Here is a 21,215-nt window from a genome sequence, read left to right as displayed (position 1 = left end):
GGGTCCGTGCGCCGGCCATCAGTAGTCGACCTGCTGCGCACGGCGGCGGATCACGGTGACCTCGTCGCGCTGGTTGCCGGTCGGGCCGTAGTAGTTGAAGGCGTAGGTGAACTGGGCGTAGCCGCCGATCAGATGGGACGGCTTGAGCAGCAGCCGGGTCAGCGCGTTGTGCGTGCCGCCGCGCTTGCCGCTGACCTCCGTCCTCGGCACGTTCACCGTGCGGTCCTGCGCGTGGTACATGTACACCGTCCCCTCGGGCATCCGGTGGCTGACCACGGCCCGGGCGGCGACGACGCCGTTGCGGTTGTACGCCTCCACCCACTCGTTGTCGCGGACGCCGATGCGCTCGGCGTCGGCGGAGCTCATCCAGATCACCGGGCCGCCGCGGGACAGCGCCAGCATGTACGCGTTGTCCTGGTACTCCGAGTGGATCGACCACTTCGAGTGCGGGGTGAGATAGCGGACCGTGACCTCCGCCCGGCCCTCCTCGCCCAGGTGCTCGTCGCCGTAGTGGCGGCGGGCGTCCAGCGGCGGACGGAACACCGGGAGCTGCTCGCCCAGTTCGGCCATCCAGTCGTGGTCGACGAAGAAGTGCTGCCGGCCGGTGAGGGTGTGCCAGGGCTTGCGCTGCTCGACATTGATGGTGAACGGCGAGTAGCGCCGCCCGTCCGTCTCGCTGCCCGACCACTCGTAGGAGGTCATCACCGCGCGCGGCTGGGTGCGGGTGTCGGCGAAGGTGATCCGCTCGCCCTCCCGCTCCGCCGCGAGGTGCGCCAGCTCCGTCCCCGTCCGCTCCTCCAGGGCGCGGAACCCCTCGGTCGCGAGGCGGCCGTTGGTGGTGCCGGAGAGAGCGAGGATCGCCTCGCACATGTCGGAGGCCGTGGCCAGCGAGGGCCGGCCGTCCGCCGCGCCGCCGCGCACCGCGCCGTTGCGCCGCCGCAGCTCGCCGATCTCGCGGTCCGGGTGGACGGTGACGCCCTTGGTGGTGGTGCCCAGGGTGTCCAGCAGCGGGCCGACCGCGCGCATCTTGTCGGCCACCGCCGCGTAGTCGCGTTCGACCGTCACCAGCTTGGGCATGGTGCGCCCCGGCACCGGCTCGCAGGCGCCCGTCTTCCAGTCCCGCACGATGCCACCGGGCTGCGCCAGCTCGTCCGGGGTGTCATGGGTGAGCGGCACCGCGAGGACGTCGGTACGGGTCCCCAGGTGGTCCTTCGCGAGTTCGCTGAAGCGGTCGGCGATGGTCAGGAACGTGTCGTAGTCGGTCCTGGCCTGCCAGGGCGGGGCGATGGCCGGGGTGAAGGCGTGCACGAAGGGGTGCATGTCCGTGCTGGACAGGTCGTCCTTCTCGTACCAGGTCGCCGCCGGCAGCACGACGTCCGAGAAGAGGCCGGTGGAGGTCAGCCGGAAGTCCACCGAGACCATCAGGTCGAGCTTGCCCTCCGGGGCCTCCTCGTGCCACGCCACTTCCTTCGGGCGGCCCCCGGGCGGGGTCTCCGCGGAGCGCACCGCGGCGTCCGCGCCCAGCAGATGGCGGAGGAAGTACTCGTTGCCCTTGCCGGAGGAGCCCAGCAGATTGGCCCGCCAGACGGTGAGGACGCGCGGGAAGTTGGCCGGGTCGTCCGGGTCCTCCGCCGCGAACGTGAGCTCGCCGGACTTCAGTTGCTCCACGATGTGGGCGGGGATATCGCGCCCGGCGGCCTTCGCCTCGTCGGCGAGGTCGAGCGGGTTGCGGTCGAACGCCGGGTGGCCCGGGGTCCAGCCCATCCGCACCGCCTGGGCGAGGCAGTCGGCGAACGCCCGTCCGGCGAACCGGCCCTCGCCGAGCGGCGAGGAGAGCTCCTCCGGGCCGAACGCCTCGTACCGCCACTGGTCGGTGTTCATGTACCAGTAGGAGGTGCCGGTCATGTGCCGGGTCGGCCGCTGCCAGTCGAAGGCGAACGCCAGATGCTGCAGCCCGGTGACGGGGCGCACCTTCTCCTGGCCGACGTAGTGCGCCCAGCCGCCGCCGTTGACGCCCTGGCAGCCGGTCATCGTGGTGAGCGCCAGGAACGCCCGGTAGATGGTGTCGGAGTGGAACCAGTGGTTGGTCCCCGCCCCCATGGCGATCATCGAACGCCCCTCGGTGCGCTCCGCGTTGCGGGCGAACTCCCGCGCGATGCGCGCCGCCTGCACGGCCGGCACCGAGGTGACCGTCTCCTGCCAGGCCGGGGTGTACGGCTCGGAGGCGTCCTCGTAGCCGGTGGGCCAGCGGCCGGGCAGGCCCTCGCGGCGCACGCCGTACTGGGCGAGCATCAGATCGAAGACGGTCGTCACCAGCCGGCCGCCGACCCGGCGCACCGGGACCCCGCGGACCATCGAGGAGCCGCCCTCGGTGGCGCCCTCGTCGAAGCGGGGGAGGGCCACCTCCACCCGGTCCTCGGCGCGGTCCTGGAGGGTGAGCGCGGGCACCGTGTCGCCCAGCTCCAGATTCCACTTGCCCTTGCCCTGCTCGCCCCAGCGGAAGCCGAGCGAGCCGCCGGGGACCACGGGCTCGCCGGTGGTCCCGTCCAGCAGCACGGTCTTGAACTCGGGGTGCTCCCCGCCTTCGCCGAGGTCGGCGGCGGTCAGGAAGCGGCCGGGCACCAGGGAGCCGTCCTCGTGCTCGCGCAGGGTGATCAGGAACGGGGCGTCGGTGTAGCGGCGCAGGTAGTCGCGGAAGTACGGCACCTCGCGGTCGACGAGGAACTCCTTGAGGACCACGTGCCCCATCGCCATGGCCAGGGCGCCGTCGGTGCCCGGGTGCGGGGCCAGCCACTCGTCGGCGTGCTTGACGTTGTCGGCGTAGTCCGGGGCAACCGCGACCACCTTGGTGCCCCGGTAGCGGACCTCGGTGAGGAAGTGCGCGTCGGGGGTGCGGGTGACGGGGATGTTGGAGCCCCACATCACGAGATAGCCGGCGTTCCACCAGTCGGCCGCCTCCGGCACGTCCGTCTGGTCGCCGAAGGACTGCGGGGAGGCGATCGGCAGATCGGCGTACCAGTCGTAGAACGACAGCAGCGTGCCGCCGATCAGCGACAGGAAGCGGGTGCCCGCGGCGAAGGACGCCATGGACATCGCGGGGATCGGGGAGAAGCCGGCGGTGCGGTCCGGGCCGTAGGTCTTGACGGTGTGCACATGGGCGGCGGCGATCAGCTCCGCCACCTCGTCCCAGTCGGCGCGGACGAGGCCGCCCTTGCCGCGTGCCCGCTTGTACGCCCGCGCCTTCGCCGGATCGCCGGTGATCTCCGCCCAGGCGGCCACCGGGTCGCCCAGCCGCTTCCGGGCCTCCCGCCACATCGTCAGCAGCGTGCCGCGCACATACGGGTAGCGGACCCGGCTGGGGGAGTAGGTGTACCAGGAGAACGAGGCGCCGCGCGGGCAGCCCCGCGGCTCGTACTCGGGGCAGTCGGCACCGATCGACGGGTAGTCGGTGGCCTGGTGCTCCCAGGTGATCAGCCCCTCCTTCACGTAGACCATCCAGGAGCAGGAGCCGGTGCAGTTGACCCCGTGGGTGGAGCGGACGACCTTGTCGTGCGCCCAGCGGCCCCGGTAGAAGTCCTCCCACCGGGGATCGTTCTCGCCGTACACCGCCCGCCCGTCCGGGGACACCTCACCGCGCGTCAGCAGCCGCCGGGCGGACAGGGGCCAGTGCCGGCCGGGGGCGTCCCCGCCGGGGTCTGCGGTTCTCTCGTTCGCCATGCGCCAGAAGCTAGATCGCGGAGAGCCGCGACCAGCAGGGCCCGTTGGTCCCCCGGGACCGTCCGGTAGGTCCCCCGGTACGGGCCGGGCCGGGCCTGTTGGGGCCCTCCGATCAGGACCAAGGTCCCGGCGGCCCGCCCCCGGACGGCCGCTGCCGCGCGGGGCGGACGGCGGGCACGCTGAGCCGGATGCCACTCAGGAGGGAACGGCCATGACCGATCACGGACCGGCCGCCGGGACGGAAGCGGCCGGCGCGCCCGCGCGCCCGGGCGTCCCGGCGCACGGACCGCGCGCGCTGCGCAGGCAGCACCAGAACGTCGCCGAGCGGCCGTTCATCGTGATCTGGGAGTCCACCCGGGCCTGCCCGCTGGCCTGTCTGCACTGCCGCGCCGAGGCCGTCACCCGGCGCAGCCCCGGGGAGCTGGACACCGCCGCGGCCGAGGACCTGCTGCGCCAGGTGGCCGCGTTCGGCCGCCCGGCGCCGCTGTTCGTCATCACCGGCGGCGATCCCTTCCAGCGGCCCGACCTGCGGCACCTCGTCGCGTACGGCACCTCGCTGGGCGTACCGGTGGCCGTCTCCCCGTCCGGCACGCCGACCCTGACGCCGGAGAACCTGGCCGGGCTGCGCGAGGCGGGCTGCACGGGCCTCTCGCTCAGCCTCGACGGCTCCACCGCCGAACGGCACGACGGCTTCCGCGGCGTGCCCGGCGTGTACGGCTGGACCCTGGACGCCTGGGACGAGGCGCGCCGCCTCGGAATGAAGGTCCAGATCAACACCACGGTCAACCGCGGCAACCTGGACGATCTCCCGGACATCGTCCGGCTCGTCCGGGAGCACGGGGCGATGCTGTGGAGCGCCTTCTTCCTGGTGCCGACCGGGCGCGGCCGGCTGCTGGACGCCCTGACCCCGCAGGAGGCCGAGGACGTCCTCAACTTCGTGTACGACGTGGGGCTCACCGTGCCCGCCAAGACCACCGAGGCGCACCACTTCCGCCGGGTGGTGCTCCAGCGCCGGATCCTGGAGGCCCGCGGCGCCGGCCACGTGCCCGCGCTGCGGCTCGGACCGCTCTACGAGAAGCTGCGCGCCCGCGCCGGTGAACTCGGCCTGCACACGGCCGTCCGCACCGCCCGCCGGCCGCCGCTGGACATCAACGCGGGGCGCGGCTTCGTCTTCGTCTCGCATCTGGGGACGGTGCACCCCAGCGGCTTCCTGCCGCTGGGCGCGGGCAGCGTGCGGGAGCGCCGGCTGAGCGAGATCTACCGGGAGTCCGAGCTCTTCACGGGGCTGCGCGATCCCGACCGGCTGGGCGGGCGGTGCGGCCGGTGCGAGTTCCGCACCGTCTGCGGCGGCTCCCGCTCCCGGGCGTACGGGGTCACCGACGACCCGTACGCCGAGGAGCCCTGGTGCGGGTACCGGCCGGGCTCCTTCCCGTACCAGGAGGACCTGGCGGAGCTGCTGCCCGGGGGCCGCTGAGGCGGGGCGGCGGCCCGGACGGTGACGGGCGGTGCGCGCGGAGCACGGCGCGGGCCGCCCCGTCACCGTGTCCGGGGAAGCCCGGACCGCGCCCGTGCCGTGCCGGGAGCCGCGCCGGCGCGGGCGCGCGTGGCCGGTGAGGGCGCGCGTGGCCGGTGCGGGGCCGCCCCGGACCGGGCGGCCCCGCGTGGCCGGCCGGTCAGCGGCGGACCTCGAACACTCCGTGGGCGCCCCGCTCGGCATCCGTCATCCGGTGCGAGACGAAGGGGTAGCTGCCCGGCTCGGGGAAGGCGAGTTCGACGAAGCCGCCGGAGGCGGGGGCGAGCCCGAGGACCTGGGCCCCGCCCTTCCCCGGATCGTCCGGCCGGAGCCGGTGGCTCCCCTCCTCGTACAGGGTGTCGAACTGGCCGCCGACCACATGGAAGGCGGTGTCCCGGTTCGGCCCGGCCGCCAGCACCCAGACGCGCACCCGCTCGCCGACGCGCGCCGTGAGCGGGTCGTGGTCGTACTGGCTCGCGTAGCCGTTGAAGACCACCGCGTCCGGCTTCTCCGCCGCGATCTTCGCCGCGTCGGCGGTGCCGCCCTGCGGGCCGAGGTACAGCTCCGACTGCACCAGCAGATACTCGCGGTCCACCTCCGGCAGATCCGGCGGATCGATCACCACGGCGCCGAACATGCCGTTGGCGATGTGCGTGGACATGGGCATCGTCGAGCAGTGGTACATCCACACCCCGCTGCGCTCCGCCGTGAAGCGGTACGTGAGCTTCTCGCCCGGCTGGATGGTGCGCATCGGACGGTCCGGGGCCAGCGCCCCGGCATGGAAGTCGACCGAGTGCCCGATCGAGCCGTCGTTGACGAGCGTGATCTCGAAGACGTCACCGACCCGTCCGCGCAGCACGGGACCGGGCGCGGTGCCGCCGAAGGTCCACAGCGTCTGCCGTACCCCCGGGGCCACCTCCCGCTCCGTCTCCCGGACGGTGAGGGTGCGCCGGTGGGTGACGGGTTCCGGTCCGCCGGCGGCGGGCGGGAGGACGGCGTCCCGGGCCTCGAAGCCCTCGGCGGGCTCCGCCATGGGGTCGAAGTCCCGCGCGGCGCTGTTCTTGTCCGCATCCGCATCCGCATCCGCGTCCGCTCCGCCCGGTGTGTGCCCGGCGTGACCGGAGTCCGCCGGGTCCCCGGAGTCCTCCTTTCCGGTGGCGGTGTCCTCACCGCCGGTGCCGCCGCCCGTGACGTTCACGGCGAACACCATGCCCATCTGCCGGTGCCCCACCACCGAGCACCACCCCTCCAGATCACGGCCGACGACCCCCGCGTCGAGCGTCTCCCGGCCGCCGGGCGCGAGCCGCCCGGTGCGCTTGCCGGACTCCAGCACCAGGTCGTGCCGGTCGGTCCCCGTGTTGCGGAACTCCACGACGAGGCGGTCCCCGGCGGGGACGTCGACGGTGCCGGGGGAGAACCGCATGTTCTCCACGGTCACCTCGACGGTGGTGGTGTGCCCCGTCGGCGTGACCTCGCCGCCGTCCCCGGTCGCCGACGGGGAGCCGGCGAGCACCGGCAGCGAACGCGTGTCCAGCGCCGCGCCCCCCGCCACGGCCAGCACCACGACGGCCAGCCCGGCGGCCACCCCGCCGAGCAGCCGGTGCCGTCCCGGGCCGGCGGGCGGCCCGGGGAGCGGTCTAGCGGGCGCTCCGGGGAGCGGTCCGGGAGCGGACGCGGACGTGTCCGGAGCGGGGGAGCGGCGGACCCTCCGGCTCCGCAGCACCGTGCGGACGAGCAGCAGGAGGAAGTGCACCAGTACCCACAGCAGCACCGTCGAGCAGACGACCCGGACCGTCGAGGGCACCGGCAGCAGGCACAGCAGCAGCGACAGGTTGCCCGCGGTGAGCCGGGCCGGCCAGGCCCCCTCCAGACCGGCGGTGGCCGCCCGGACGGCGGCGGGCCCGCCGCCGAGGACCACCGGCACGAGGAAGCTGAGCGCTCCCAGCAGCACCTGCGCGATCCACCCGGCGGCGAGCGGGGCGGTCAGCGCGGGCGTGCGCTCCGCGACGACGGCCCACGACGGAGCCGTGACCAGAACGGCCGCCAGCGCCACCAGCGACCCGGCCAGCCAGCCGCACCCGAGCGCCACCGACCAGGGGGCGAAGGCGCGCGGCGGCTTCACCCGGGCCTCACGCAGCCAGGGCGCGCCCGCGCGCACCAGCCCGGCCGCGTACAGCAGCACACCGGCCGCGGCGGCCGGCGGCGGGCCGGCCAGCGCCGCGGCCACCGCCAGCGCCAGTCCGGCGACCAGCACCGGCAGCGCCCGCCGGGTGGCCCGCTCGGCTCCGTCGGCCACCCGGGTGCGCAGCATGGTCGGCCAGAGAGTGATCAGTGTCCCGGCGATGGTGAGACCCACCCAGCCGAGCAGATTGACGAACTCGTGGGCCACCAGCAGCCGCGCCGTGAGCTCGCCCGAGTAGCCGCCGCGCGCCATGAGAACGCCCAGGGCGGCACCCGCCGGCAGCATCGACGACGCGGCGACGTAGTAGCGCACCGTCATGGAGAACCGCGCGGGCAGCGCCCGCTTGAGCAGGCGCACCAGCCACACCGCGTGCGTCAGCACGGCGGCCCCGACCGCGCCGCCGCCCGCGAGGACCACCGGCCACACCCCCGCCACCATGCCGGCGACCACGGCGACCGCCCCCGCGTTGAGCACCCCGAGCCGCCACGCCGCCGGGGCGCCCCGGTCGGCCTCGGGCAGCCGCAGCACGGACGCCGCGAAGTGGCCGGACCAGATGACGATGGCGTTGCTGACCGCGCCGAGCAGCAGCAGATGCACCAGCAGCCACCGGGCGACGGGGACGAACGGGTGCACGAGCACCCCGGCGACGAACAGCCCGAGCCAGCCGGCCACGACGGCGTTCACCCCGAGATGCCAGGAGGCACGGGCGGAGGGCCGCTCCGGGGCGGCGGGCGGCCGGCCGGGCGACGGGGGAGAGGAGAGCAGAGTCACCGCGGGACCTCCGGGTGTTCGGTTCCGGGCGCGCGGCCCGGCGTGCTGGGTGCGGCGCCCGGTACGGGATCCGGTGTGCCGGGAGCGGGCCGGGCCGGCCCGGATCCGGCCGCCGTACCGGCGCCGCGTGCCGGTGCCGTGCCGGGGGAACGGCTGTCGCCGGCCCGGTGGTTGCCGGGGCCGGTCTCCTCGCCGGTGCCGCCGCCGACCGGTACCGCCATCGGTACGCCGTCGGGGGCGGGCCCGGCGTCCGTCCCGGCTGCGCCCGGGGCGCCGTCCGGTGCGGGCACCGTGCCCCGTGAACCCTCGTCCACGTCCGGGCGGCCGCCGCCGTCCGCGGGCCCCGGGTCCGTCACCGGGGCGCTGCCCCGCGGCGCGGGCCGGGCGGCGCCGTCCGGTCGGGTGCCCTCCCGCCCTCCCGCGGCTCCGGGCCGCGCCCGTCCCGCGCGGACCGAGAGCGTCGCGGCCAGGACGACGAAGAGCAGGACGGCGGTGATGTTCAGCGCCCCGCCGAGCCGCCAGGCCGTCTCCGGCCCCCGGAGGTCCCCGATCAGGACGCGCAGGGCCAGCGAGAGGTGGAGCAGCCAGGCCGGGCCCGCGAGCACCCGGTGGTACGGCAGCGGCCGGCGCAGCACGGCGGGGAGGATCACCGGCGCGTGCGCCATGATCATCGACAGGACGAAGCCCAGGAAGACGGCGTGCACCACGGCGTCGTACCGCGGCCCCTCCGCCACCGGCCCGCCCACCAGCCACAGCGCCCCGGCCAGCCCCAGCCAGGCGTAACCGGCCAGCAGGCAGGCGGCGGAGAACCGCGGCAGGCCCGCCGAGCGCAGCATCCGGCGGGCCACGTCGTGCGCGGTGAGCCAGCCGACCAGCGCGAGCAGCGCCAGGCCGAGCAGCGCCGAGCCGGTCCCCGGCCACAGCAGGGTGACGACCGCCCCGGCGAGCACGGCACCCGAGGCGGCCAGGAAGCCGTCCTCCGTCCGCGGCGCGAGCAGGGCCACCCGGGCCAGCTCCAGCCGCTCACCGGCGATGGTCAGGACGAGGAAGGCGGCGAGCCAGGGCAGCAGCCGGGGGACGTCGAGCCCGCCCAGCCACAGCAGCGCCGCGCCGAGCGCGGCCACCGCACCCGCGCCCTGTACCAGCAGCGCGGCACCGGGCTGCCGCTTCCAGAAGCGGGTGTACAGGACGAGCAGCAGCGCCGTACCGGCCACCAGCAGCAGCCGCCCGGCGCGGAGGTCCACCGGCGCGGCGAGCAGGAGACCGCCGGCGCCGAGGCAGGCCGGGGAGAGGTACGCCCAGCGGGCGCCGAGGGCGACGGCCCGCTCCAGCGCCACCAGCGTCCCCGCGAAACCGAGCACCAGCAGCACGCCGTGGACCTCGGGCAGCCGTTCGGCGGTGAGCGGAGCGGGCAGCTCCAGCAGGATCAGGGCGGCGTCCAGCCCGAGCAGCAGGGCCGGCCCGGCGGGCAGCAACAGCACGGCCCGCCGGGCCCCGGCACCGCGGGACCCCTTGCATCGCGCCTCCGTGGCCCGCTCCCCGGCGGGCGCGCCGGGCGTGCCGGTCCCCGGGCCGCTCACCGGGACTCCCCGGCGTCCGCCGGAGCGGCGTCGCCCCGGTCGGCGGGGTCCGCGTTCCCGGCCGGCCCGCCGGGCGGGATCCCGAGCCGCAGCCGGCAGGCGTCGGGTTCCGCGAAGGGCAGCAGCTCGACCTGTGCCGGATCGCCGCCCAGCTCCGCGACGGCGCCCTTGGCCAGCCCGGTGTGGACCGAGCAGATCACGCCCGGGTGCTCGCGGACGGCCTCGATGAACGGGCAGCGCGGCAGCCGCGCCCCGTAACCGCCCTCGTCCGCCTCCGGCGCGAAACCGATCTCGCCGAGCAGGCCGAGGACCCGCCCGCGCGCCTCCTCCGGCGACCGGGCCGGCTCCTCGCCGGAGAGCAGGGCATGGCCCCACTCCTCACCGGCCGCGAGGGCGTCCGCCCGCGGATCGGCGCTGGACCGGGCGATCTGCCCGGCGAGCACGGTGGCCAGCCCGGCGTACTCGCGCGCGGCCGACTGCTGCGGCGGCCGGGCGCGGTAGCGCCAGGCGGGACGGCCGCGGCCGGCGGCCGGGGCTCGCTCGCGTACCGCCAGCCCGGAACCGACCAGCGCGTCGAGATGCTCCCGGACGGTGTTGGAGTGCAGGCCGCAGAGCTCGGACAGCGCCGTGACGGTGACGGAACCGGTCTGGCCGCGCAGGTGCCGGAGCACGGCACCGCGCTGCCGCGACAGGGGCGGCCGGTCGTCCGACCCGCCACCCGGCTGGGGACCCTTATTTTTCACGGACATGTCCGGAGTATATTGCAGGCACCGGACCCGGTCGGCCCCGGCCGGCCGCCAACGCTGGAGGAATGCGTCATGAGCACGATCACCATCGCCTCGGACCCCGAGGACGCCGCCGCCGTGGAGGCCGTCGAGGCGCACCACACCCAACTGGCCGGTGAGCTGGCCGGGCGGGTCTCCGTCCTCCTCGACACCGTGGTCCGCGACCCGGCCGGTGCCGAGGAGATCCGGGCGGGTCTGGCCGCCTTCTGCGAACGTGAGCTCCTGCCACACGCCGCCGCGGAGGAGAAGGCCCTCTACCCGGCCGCCCACGCCACCACCGAGGCCCGGCTGCTGGTCGACGGCATGCTCGCGGAACACCGCCGGCTCGCCGCCCTCGCCGCCGCCGTCCGCTCCGCGCCCACCGCCGTCCACGCGGCGGCCGAGGCCCGGGCCCTCCAAGTCCTCTTCGAGGAGCACCTGGAGAAGGAGAACACCCTGATCCTCCCGCTCATCGCCGGATCGGCCGAGCTCTCCCTGGCGGAACTGCTCGCGGGCATGCACGAGCTGCTCGGCGGCCACGAGCACGGGGAGGACGGCGAGCGGGCGGAGGCGGGCGGCTGCGGCGGCCACTGCGCCTGCGGCGAGACGGAGGAGGCCGCGGACCCGGAGCTCGACGTCCGCGAGGTCCCGCACGCCATCCGCCACGCCACCGTGTTCGGCGCGCTCGGAGCCGTCCCGGCCGGCCGGGCGATGGTACTGGTCGCACCGCACGACCCCAAGCCGCTGCTCGCGCAGATCGAGTCCCGCAACCCGGGAGTGTTCTCGGTGGAGTACCTGGAGCGCGGACCGGAGGCCTGGCGCCTCCGCCTCAGCCACCGCTGACACCGGCCCGCTGACACCGGCCCGCTGACACCGGCCCGCAGGCACCAGCGCCGACACCCGCCGCCGGCCGGACCGCCGGGGCCGCCGACCGATGCCCCGGCGGCCCCGGCCCAGTGCGCCCCGCGCGACCCGGCCCGGCGCGGGCGGTCCGGGGCGGCCCGGCCCCAGCGCGGCCGGTCGCCAACGGCCCCTTTCGGTGGCCTGTTGACGGTGACTCTCGTCCTGTGCGCGGGCGGGCGCTTGCGTGCCGCAGCGCGCCCACCATCACGTCTCCCCCGGCCCGGCACCGCCCGTACCGCGTCACGAACGCCGGCCCGACGCCCCCGGGGTACCCGGCACGTCCCCACGTCTCCCACGCCCCGCGGACCGTCCGTCAGCAGGCCGGACGGAGGTGCGGCAGGATCCCCGCGGGCGCTCCTCCCCGTCCGTGTCACCACGGAGCTGCCGTTTCCCGGTACCAGGCGTCACCCGGGTCCCGCCGGCCGCAGTTGGGCGGCCGGACCCCGGCCGCCCAACTGCCGCCGCACACCGCCGTACAAGGCGCCGTCTCCCCGCACGGCCGGGCTCACGGCCGCGGACCTCCCGGGGCGGCGCGGCCTCGGCCGCGGCCCCGCCCGCCGGCTCCCCGCTCCCGCTCCCCGAACGGCGCCGCCCGTGACGCGCGCCGGAGCGCCCGGCCACATGACCCCACGTCACGAGGGAAAGCGGAGACCACACGGCCCCCGGCGACGGTCCCAATGGTCCCTAACCGCTCACCGGGAGAGTGAAGATCCTGGGACACACGGGGATGACACCCGCGGCCGGAGGGCACCCATGGGAAACCCGCCGTGCCCCCGGTGCCACTCAGCCCCTCTCCATTCGGACTCTTTCGAGCGACAGCCGGGGACACGATGACCACAGACAGCCACACGAGGGATGCGGACACCTCCATGGACGACATGTCACGAGCGGCCACCGCAGCGCCCCCGCCGTCCGGCACCTGCGCCTCGTCCGGACCGCGCGGACTGATGCTGACCCTGGCCACGCTCGGATTCGCCCTCAATTTCTGGGCCTGGGCGCTGCTCAGCCCGCTGGGGCCGCGCTTCCAGGAGATCCTGAACCTCTCCTCGTTCGAGCAGTCGCTGCTCGTCGCGGTACCGGTGATCGTCGGCTCGGTCGGCCGCATCCCGGTGGGGGCCCTCACCGATCGCTACGGCGGCCGGATCATGTTCCCCCTGATCTCCGCCGCGACCATCGTCCCCGTGCTCTATCTCGGGCTGGCTGGGCACACCACCTTCGCCGGACTGCTGATCGGCGGCTTCTTCCTCGGCATCGGCGGAACGGCCTTCGCCGTCGGCGTCCCCTTCGTCAACTCCTGGTTTCCGCCCGAGCGCCGCGGTCTGGCCGTCGGCGTCTTCGGCGCCGGCATGGGCGGCACCGCGATCAGCGCGCTGACCACGGTCAACCTGGTCAAGGAGTACGGGACCGCGGCGCCCTTCGTCATGACGGCCGTCGCCCTGGGCGTCTACGCGCTGGTCGCCATCCTCCTGCTGCGGGACATCCCGGGCCGTACGGTGTCCAGCGGCTCCCTGCTGAGCCGGCTGGCGGTCACCGCGCGGCTGGTCGCGACCTGGCAGGCGTCCGGCCTGTACGCGCTCGCCTTCGGCGGCTACGTCGCCTTCTCGGTCTACCTGCCGACCTACCTCCGCACCGCCTACGGACTGGAGCCCGCCGACGCCGCCAACCGGATGGCCGGCTTCGTACTCCTGGCCGTGCTGATGCGCCCCGTGGGCGGCTGGCTCTCCGATCGCCTCGGTCCGGTGCGCGTGCTGGCCGGCGCCCTGGGCGTGGTGATCACGGGAGCCGTCGTCCAGTCCTTCACCCCGGAGCTGATGCCGCTCGGCACCATCGCCTTCCTGGCGATGGCCGCGGCCCTGGGCGTCGGCAGCGGCGGCGTCTTCGCCCTGGTGGCCCTGATCACCCCGCCCGAGCGGGTCGGGTCGGTCACCGGTGTGGTCGGCGCGGCCGGCGGCCTCGGCGGCTTCGTGCCGCCGCTCGTCATGGGCGCCGTCTACGGGGCCACGGGAAGTTACGCCATCGGTCTGGTGTTGCTCGCGGTGGTGTCCGCGGCCGCTCTGGTCTTCACCGTCACCAAGGTCCGTGCCGAGATCTCCGGCCACGGCGCCTGACCGCGCCGGCGCCGCCGGCGCCACGCCCCGGCACACCGCCCCCACGGCACACCGGCACACGGAAGGAGCCGACCCCATGTGCGAATACTGCGGCTGCCAGTCGCTGACCTCCATCGACGAGCTGACCCGCGAGCACGAGCTCGTCGTCGCGCTGATCTCCGAGGTGCGGGAGGCCCGCCGCGACGGCGACCTGCCCCGGATGGCCGCCACCGCCCGGCGCATCGCCGGCGTCCTCGGCCCGCACACCGAGGTCGAGGAACACGGCCTCTTCCCCGCGCTCACCGCGGACTTCCCGGACCAGATCGCCGCCCTGGAGGACGAGCACCGCCGCATCGAGGCCGTCCTCGCCGAGGCCGGCGGCCCGGACGGCCCGGACGGCCCGGACGGCGCGGACCCCGCGGGCGCCCCGGTGGTCCCCGCCGACCCGTCCTGGCCGCGGCGTCTGGAGGAGGCCCTGGCCGTGCTGCGCGACCACATCCTCAAGGAGCAGGACGGCGTCTTCCCCGCCGCCCTGGCCCTGCTGGCCACCGAGGAGTGGGAGGCGGTCGAGGCGGTGCGGCAGCGGGTGGGCACCCGGCTCCCGGCCGCCTGACCGGACACCCCGGGGCACCCTCCCGTGCCCCTGCGTGGTCATTCCCCGGAAGTTGCCGGGAGGTTGGCGAACACGCAGCGGGGGATCTTGCGTCGTGGCGTGATGTGTCGTTGGGTGGCGGCGGAGTTCGCGGTTCCGAACCGTCGTACGACACAGGGTCTGCATGCCCGGGAAGGACACCATGGCGAGGACGAGGGGAAAGGGGCGGCAGGACCGGAAAGGGGCGGTGCCCGGTCTGGACGGTGAACTGGCCGACGCCCTGGTCGGCACCCGCAGGTTCTTCACCCGGGCCGAGGTCTCCGGCGACCACCGGACCCTCCACCGGATCGGCGGCCGGCAGGCGGACGACTTCTACCGCGACCGCTGGAGCCACGACAAGGTGGTCCGCTCGACCCACGGGGTCAACTGCACCGGCTCCTGCTCCTGGAAGGTGTACGTCAAGGACGGCATCATCACCTGGGAGTCGCAGCAGACCGACTACCCCTCGGTGGGCCCCGACTCCCCGGAGTACGAGCCCCGCGGCTGCCCCCGCGGCGCGGCCTTCTCCTGGTACACGTACTCACCCACCCGGGTGCGCTACCCGTACGTCCGCGGCCCGCTGCTGGAGATGTACCGGGAGGCGAAGCGGCGCCTCGGCGACCCCGTGCTCGCCTGGGCCGACATCGTCTCCGACCCCGGGCGCGCCCGCCGCTACAAGTCGGCCCGCGGCAAGGGCGGCCTGGTCCGCGCGAGCTGGGCCGAGGCGGCCGAGCTGATCGCGGCCGCCCATGTGCACACCATCAAGGAGTACGGGCCCGACCGGCTCGCCGGCTTCTCCCCGATCCCGGCGATGTCGATGGTCTCCCACGCGGCCGGCGCCCGCTTCTACTCCCTCCTCGGCGGCGTCATGCTGTCCTTCTACGACTGGTACGCCGACCTGCCCGTCGCCTCCCCGCAGGTCTTCGGCGACCAGACCGACGTCCCCGAGTCGGGCGACTGGTGGGACGCCGGCTACCTCGTCATGTGGGGCTCCAACCTCCCGGTGACCCGCACCCCCGACGCGCACTGGATGGCGGAGGCGCGCTACCGCGGCCAGAAGGTCGTCGCCGTCGCGCCCGACTACGCCGACAACGTCAAGTTCGCCGACGAGTGGGTGCCCGCCCGCCCCGGCACCGACGGGGCGCTGGCCATGGCCATGGGCCACGTGGTCCTCAAGGAGTTCTTCACCGACCGCGCCACCCCCTACTTCACCGACTACGTGAAGCGCTACACCGACCTGCCCTACCTGGTCACCCTGGAGGAGACCGGTGAGGACCCGGACACCGGGGGACCGGCCCACAAGCCCGGCAAGTTCCTCACCGCGGCCGACCTGGGCGGTGAGGAGGCCGCGGCCGAGCACGCCGACTTCAGGACCGTCCTCCTCGACGCCGCCACCGGCCGCCCCGTGGTGCCCGGCGGCTCCCTCGGCCACCGCTACGCCGCGTCCGACGCCGGCCGCTGGAACCTCGACCTCGGCGACACCGACCCGCTGCTGAGCGCCGACGGCGGCGGCGAAGACCCGGTGGAGGTCGGCCTCGTCCGCTTCGACACCCCCGACGGCTCGGCGGGCCGGCTGCGCCGCGGCGTCCCCGTCCGCCGGATCGCCGGCCGCCTGGTGACGACCGTCTACGACCTGCTGCTGGCCCAGTACGGGGTGCGCCGCGAGGGCCTGCCCGGCGAGTGGCCCACCGGCTACGAGGACACCGAGCAGCCCTACACCCCCGCCTGGCAGGAGCGGATCACCGGGGTGCCGGGGGAGCAGGCGGCCCGTATCGCCCGGGAGTTCGCCGCCAACGCCGAGGAGTCCCGCGGCCGTTCGATGATCGTCATGGGCGCGGGCACCAACCACTGGTTCCACTCCGACACCATCTACCGCGCCTTCCTCACCCTGACCACCCTCACCGGCTGCCAGGGCGTCAACGGCGGCGGCTGGGCGCACTACGTCGGCCAGGAGAAGGTCCGGCCCATCACCGGCTACTCCGCCCTGGCCACGGCCTCCGACTGGAACCGGCCCGCCCGGCAGATGATCCAGACCGCGTACTGGTACCTCCACTCCGACCAGTTCCGCTACGACCCCTTCGGCGCCGACGCCCTCTCCGCCACCACGGCCGGCGGCAGCTTCACCGGCAAGTCCACGGCCGACGTCATCGCGCAGTCCGCCCGCATGGGCTGGATGCCGTCCTACCCCACCTTCAACCGCAATCCGATCACCCTCGCCGAGGAGGCGGCCGCCGCCGGCCGCGAACCCGCCGAGCACATCGTCGGCGAACTGAAGTCCGGCAATCTCCGCTTCGCCGGCGAGGACCCGGACGCCCCCGAGAACTTCCCCCGCGTCCTCACCATCTGGCGGGCCAACCTCCTCGGCTCCTCCGCCAAGGGCAACGAGTACTTCCTCAAGCACCTCCTCGGCGCCGACTCCTCCGTCCGCGCCGGCGAGGCCCCGCCCGGCGCCCGCCCCCGCGACGTCACCTGGCGCGAGGAGGCCCCCACCGGCAAGCTCGACCTGCTGCTCACCCTCGACTTCCGGATGACCAGCACCACCCTCTACTCCGACGTGGTGCTGCCCGCCGCCACCTGGTACGAGAAGCACGACCTCAACACCACGGACATGCACCCCTTCGTGAACTCCTTCAACCCCGCGATCCCGCCGCCGTGGCAGACCCGGACGGACTGGGACGCCTTCAACACCATCGCCGGGACCTTCAGCACCCTCGCCGCCGGCCACCTCGGCACCGTCAACGACGTCGTGGCGGCGCCCCTGCTGCACGACACCCCCGACGAGATGGCCACCCCGCACGGCCGGGTGCGCGACTGGAAGGCGGGGGAGTGCGAGCCCGTCCCCGGCCGCACCATGCCCAAGCTCATCACCGTCGAACGCGACTACCCGGCCGTCGCCGACAAGATGACCGCCCTCGGCCCCCTCCTGGACACCCTCGGCGCCACCACCAAGGGCGTCACCTTCCAGTACGAACGGGAACTGGAGTACCTGCGGCACAAGAACGGCACGGTCCGCGGCGGCCCCGCCGACGGCCGCCCCTCCATCGCCCGCGACGTCCAGGCGTGCGAGGCGATCCTCGCCCTCTCCGGCACCACCAACGGCCATCTGGCCACCCAGGGTTTCCGCCAGGTCGAGGCCCGCACCGGTACCCGGCTCGCCGACCTGGCCGGCGAACACGAGGGCAAGCAGGTCAGCTTCGCCGACACCCAGGCCGGGCCCGTCCCCGTCATCACCTCCCCGGAGTGGTCCGGCTCCGAGTCCGGCGGGCGCCGCTACTCGCCGTTCACCATCAACGTCGAACGGCTGAAGCCCTGGCACACCCTCACCGGCCGCCAGCACTTCTTCCTCGACCACGACTGGATCGCCGAACTCGGCGAGTGGATGCCCGTCTACCGGCCCCCGCTCAACATGCACGCCCTGTTCGACGAGCCCCGGCTCGGCGAGCGGAGCGAGGCCGGGCTGACCCTGCGCTACCTCACCCCGCACAACAAGTGGTCGATCCACTCCGAGTACCAGGACAACCTCTTCATGCTCTCCCTCTCCCGGGGCGGGCAGACCATCTGGATGGCCCAGGAGGACGCCGTCAGGCTCGGCATCCACGACAACGACTGGATCGAGGCGGTCAACCGCAACGGCGTCGTCACCGCCCGCGCCGTCGTCTCCCACCGCATGCCGGAGGGCACCGTCTACATGCACCACGCACAGGACCGGCTCATCGACGTCCCCCGCACCGAGACCACCGGGCGGCGCGGCGGCATCCACAACTCGCTCACCCGGCTGCTGGTCAAACCCACCCATCTCATCGGCGGCTACGCCCAGCTGAGCTTCGCCTTCAACTACCTGGGCCCCACCGGCAACCAGCGCGACGAGGTCACCGTCATCCGCCGCCGCGGCCAGGAGGTGCAGTACTGATGCGCGTCATGGCCCAGATGGCGATGGTGATGAACCTCGACAAGTGCATCGGCTGCCACACCTGCTCCGTCACCTGCAAGCAGGCGTGGACCAACCGCAGCGGCGTCGAGTACGTCTGGTTCAACAACGTCGAGACCCGCCCCGGCCAGGGCTACCCCCGCCGCTACGAGGACCAGGAGACCTGGCGCGGCGGCTGGGAGCTCAACAAGCGCGGCCGGCTCGGGCTCAAGGCCGGCGGCCGGTTCAAGAAGCTCATCACCATCTTCTCCAACCCCAAGCTCCCCGCCCTCGACGACTACTACGAGCCCTGGACGTACGACTACGAGACGCTCACCAACGCCCCGCTCCAGGAGCACACCCCCGTCGCCCGCCCCAAGTCGCTGATCACCGGCAAGGACCTGAAGATCAGCTGGTCGGCGAACTGGGACGACGACCTCGGCGGCTCCCCCGACCACGGCGACAAGGACGTGCTCCTCGCCGGCATCGAGGAGAAGGTCACGTTCCAGTTCGAAGAGACCTTCATGTTCTACCTGCCGCGCATCTGCGAGCACTGCCTCAACCCGTCCTGCGCCGCCTCCTGCCCCTCCGGCGCCATCTACAAGCGGGAGGAGGACGGCATCGTCCTGGTCGACCAGGACCGCTGCCGCGGCTGGCGGATGTGCGTCACCGGCTGCCCGTACAAGAAGGTCTACTTCAACCACCGCACCGGCAAGGCGGAGAAGTGCACCTTCTGCTTCCCGCGCGTCGAGGTCGGACTGCCCACCGTCTGCTCCGAGACCTGCGTCGGCCGGCTCCGCTACATCGGCCTGATGCTCTACGACGCCGACCAGGTCCTCGAAGCCGCCTCCACCCCCGAGGACACCGGGCTCTACGAGGCCCAGCGCGAGGTCTTCCTCGACCCGCACGACCCCACCGTGATCGCCGAGGCCGAGAAGGCCGGCATCCCGCGCGACTGGATCGAGGCCGCCCAGCGCTCCCCGGTCCACGCCCTCATCAGCACCTACAAGGTGGCCCTGCCGCTCCACCCCGAGTACCGCACCATGCCCATGGTCTGGTACATCCCGCCGCTCTCCCCGGTCGTCGACGTCGTCCGCGACACCGGCTACGACGCCGAGGACTCCGGCAACCTCTTCGCCGCCATCGACGCCCTCCGCATCCCCGTCGACTACCTCGCCCAGCTCTTCACCGCCGGCGACCCGGCCCCCGTCGACGCGGTCCTGCGCCGGCTCGCCGCCATGCGCGCCTATATGCGCGACATCAACCTCGGCCGGGAACCCGACGGCGCCATCCCCGCCGCCGTCGGCATGGGCGAGGAGCAGATGTACGACATGTACCGGCTCCTGGCCCTCGCCAAGTACGACGAGCGCTACGTCATCCCGCCCGCCCACGCCGAACAGGCGCACAGCCTGGAGGAACTCGCCACCGAGTGCAGCCTCGACTACGAGGGCGGCCCCGGCATGGGCGGCTCCGGCCCCTTCGGCGAGGCGTCCGGCGGCGCCAGCCCCGTCGCCGTGGAGAACTACCGGGCGCTGCGCGACCGGCAGACCTCCGACAGCTTCGCCTCCCCGGAGGACAAGGCCGCCCGGGTCAACCTCCTCAACTGGGACGGCAAGGGGCACCCCGAGGGCCTCTTCCCACCGGAGAGCGGCGAGCGCGGATCCTCCCCGGACGCCTCGGGCGGCCCCGAACGGAAGGAGGAGCGGCCGTGAACGGCTCCGTCGCCCCCTGGATGCCCATCGCCTGGCAGGTGCAGTCCCTGCTGCTGGCCTACCCGGAGGAACACTTCCCGGGGCACGCCCGGCTCGCCCGCCGGGCCGCCGGAGCCCTGCCGGAAGCGGCCGGCGCCCCCCTCCTCCGCTTCCTCGACCACGCCGGCGCCACCCCGCTCACCGAGCTGGCCGCCGGCTACGTGACCCTCTTCGACCACCGCAAGCGCTGCTGCCCGTTCCTCACCTACTACGCCCACGGCGACACCCGGAAGCGCGGCGTCGCCCTCCTCCGGCTGAAGCAGACCTACGCCCGGGCCGGACTGCGGCTCACCGACGACGAACTCCCCGACCACCTCGCCGTCGTCCTCGAATTCGCCGCCCAGCACCCCGAGGCCGGCCGCCCCCTGCTCCTCGACCACCGTGCCGGACTGGAACTGCTGCGCCTCGCCCTGCGCGACGCCGCGGCGCCCTGGGCGCACGTCCTGGACTCCGTCTCGGCCACCCTGCCCCCGCTGCGCGGGGACGAGCGGGAGGCCGTCGCCCGGCTGGCCGCCGAGGGCCCGCCCGAGGAGGAGGTGGGCCTGGCCCCCTTCACACCCCCGCAGTTCATGCCCGAGCCCGCCGGAGGCCGCCGATGACTCCCCCCGCCGCGACACCGGTGTCCCTGCCCGCCCTGCCCGCCCTGGCCGCCGGGACGGCCGAGACCGCCGGAGGGCAGTCCGGTGCCCCGGACATCGTCCTGTGGGTGGTGCTGCCGTACATCGCCCTGACGATGTTCGTCGCCGGCCACGTCTGGCGCTACCGCTACGACAAGTTCGGCTGGACCACCCGCTCCTCCCAGCTCCACGAGAGCCGGCTGCTGCGGATCGGCAGCCCCCTCTTCCACTTCGGCATCCTGGTGGTGCTCCTCGGCCACATCGGCGGACTGGTGATCCCCAAGAGCTGGACCGAGGCCGCCGGGATCAGCGAGCACACGTACCACGTCACGGCCGTCGTGCTGGGCACCATCGCCGGGATCAGCACCCTCGCCGGCATCGCCATCCTCGTCTACCGGCGGCGCACCGTCGGCCCGGTCTTCATGGCCACCACGCGCAACGACAAGTTCATGTACCTGCTGCTGGTGCTCGCCATCGTCCTGGGGCTCGCCGCCACCGTGGCCGCGAACGTCGTCGGCGGCGGCTACGACTACCGCACCACCATCTCGCCCTGGTTCCGCGGCGTCTTCTTCTTCCGGCCCGACCCCGCCCTGATGGCCGGCGCGCCCGTGCTCTTCCAGCTGCACGCCCTCAGCGCGCTGGCCCTCTTCGCCGCCTGGCCCTTCACCCGGCTGGTGCACATGCTCACCGCGCCGCTCGGCTACCTCACCCGCCCGTACATCGTCTACCGCAGCCGGGACGTCCAGCTGGGATCCCGCGGCCCCCGCCGCGGATGGGAGCGTGTCTGACACC

Annotated in this window: 12 protein-coding genes; 8 read left to right on the top strand and 4 right to left on the bottom strand. The window is 74.2% G+C overall.

Annotated features, from left to right (window positions below; translation table 11 throughout):
* Positions 1-18: 18 nt before the first annotated feature.
* Positions 19-3,717 (bottom strand): nitrate reductase subunit alpha, encoded by a 3,699-nt coding sequence (locus tag KBZ10_RS27380; protein ID WP_210990425.1) that lies wholly within the window; start codon positions 3,715-3,717, stop codon positions 19-21.
* 211 nt (positions 3,718-3,928) lie between these two features.
* On the opposite strand from KBZ10_RS27380, the gene KBZ10_RS27375 reads away from it, so the two are divergent.
* Entirely contained in the window at positions 3,929-5,191 is a 1,263-nt protein-coding gene (locus tag KBZ10_RS27375; protein ID WP_210990424.1) for a TIGR04053 family radical SAM/SPASM domain-containing protein, read from the top strand.
* Between the two features lie 199 nt (positions 5,192-5,390).
* Here the strand turns inward: KBZ10_RS27375 and KBZ10_RS27370 are convergent, their stop codons facing one another.
* The 3 genes from KBZ10_RS27370 to KBZ10_RS27360 are packed head-to-tail and all read right to left on the bottom strand — an operon-like array spanning position 5,391 to position 10,512.
* A complete protein-coding gene (locus KBZ10_RS27370; RefSeq protein ID WP_210990423.1) occupies positions 5,391-8,183 on the bottom strand; it encodes a multicopper oxidase domain-containing protein in 2,793 nt (930 codons plus the stop codon).
* The gene (locus tag KBZ10_RS27365) at positions 8,180-9,763 is read right to left on the bottom strand and encodes a hypothetical protein (RefSeq protein WP_210990422.1); all 1,584 of its coding nucleotides are present in this window, start codon (positions 9,761-9,763) and stop codon (positions 8,180-8,182) included. Before KBZ10_RS27365 ends, KBZ10_RS27370 begins: the two co-directional genes overlap by 4 nt.
* Complete coding sequence (locus tag KBZ10_RS27360) at positions 9,760-10,512, bottom strand: metalloregulator ArsR/SmtB family transcription factor (protein WP_210990421.1); 753 nt, start codon at positions 10,510-10,512, stop codon at positions 9,760-9,762. Before KBZ10_RS27360 ends, KBZ10_RS27365 begins: the two co-directional genes overlap by 4 nt.
* A gap of 69 nt (positions 10,513-10,581) precedes the next feature.
* On the opposite strand from KBZ10_RS27360, the gene KBZ10_RS27355 reads away from it, so the two are divergent.
* The 7 genes from KBZ10_RS27355 (at position 10,582) to narI (ending at position 21,211) form a co-directional block, all read left to right on the top strand.
* On the top strand, positions 10,582-11,370 hold the full coding sequence (locus tag KBZ10_RS27355; RefSeq protein WP_210990420.1) for a DUF2249 domain-containing protein: 789 nt from the start codon (positions 10,582-10,584) through the stop codon (positions 11,368-11,370).
* A gap of 938 nt (positions 11,371-12,308) precedes the next feature.
* Positions 12,309-13,538, top strand: coding sequence for an MFS transporter (locus KBZ10_RS27350; protein WP_374223426.1), 1,230 nt, complete (start codon positions 12,309-12,311; stop codon positions 13,536-13,538).
* Between the two features lie 76 nt (positions 13,539-13,614).
* Positions 13,615-14,130, top strand: coding sequence for a hemerythrin domain-containing protein (locus KBZ10_RS27345; RefSeq protein WP_210990419.1), 516 nt, complete (start codon positions 13,615-13,617; stop codon positions 14,128-14,130).
* A 181-nt stretch (positions 14,131-14,311) separates the two neighbouring features.
* Entirely contained in the window at positions 14,312-18,058 is a 3,747-nt protein-coding gene (locus KBZ10_RS27340; RefSeq protein ID WP_210990418.1) for a nitrate reductase subunit alpha, read from the top strand.
* The gene (gene narH, locus KBZ10_RS27335) at positions 18,058-19,767 is read left to right on the top strand and encodes a nitrate reductase subunit beta (protein WP_210990417.1); all 1,710 of its coding nucleotides are present in this window, start codon (positions 18,058-18,060) and stop codon (positions 19,765-19,767) included. The genes KBZ10_RS27340 and narH overlap by 1 nt, the downstream gene beginning before the upstream one ends.
* Positions 19,764-20,405: a nitrate reductase molybdenum cofactor assembly chaperone gene (narJ, locus tag KBZ10_RS27330; RefSeq protein WP_307847629.1), complete on the top strand. Its 642-nt coding sequence runs from the start codon at positions 19,764-19,766 to the stop codon at positions 20,403-20,405. Before narH ends, narJ begins: the two co-directional genes overlap by 4 nt.
* Positions 20,402-21,211, top strand: coding sequence for a respiratory nitrate reductase subunit gamma (gene narI / locus KBZ10_RS27325; RefSeq protein WP_210990416.1), 810 nt, complete (start codon positions 20,402-20,404; stop codon positions 21,209-21,211). Before narJ ends, narI begins: the two co-directional genes overlap by 4 nt.
* Positions 21,212-21,215: the final 4 nt, after the last annotated feature.

The organism is Streptomyces sp. F63 (assembly GCF_018070345.1).
Taxonomy (GTDB): Bacteria; Actinomycetota; Actinomycetes; order Streptomycetales; family Streptomycetaceae; genus Streptomyces.
The sequence above is the reverse complement of the archived record's forward strand: the minus strand, read 5'-3'. Positions and strand labels throughout refer to the sequence as shown.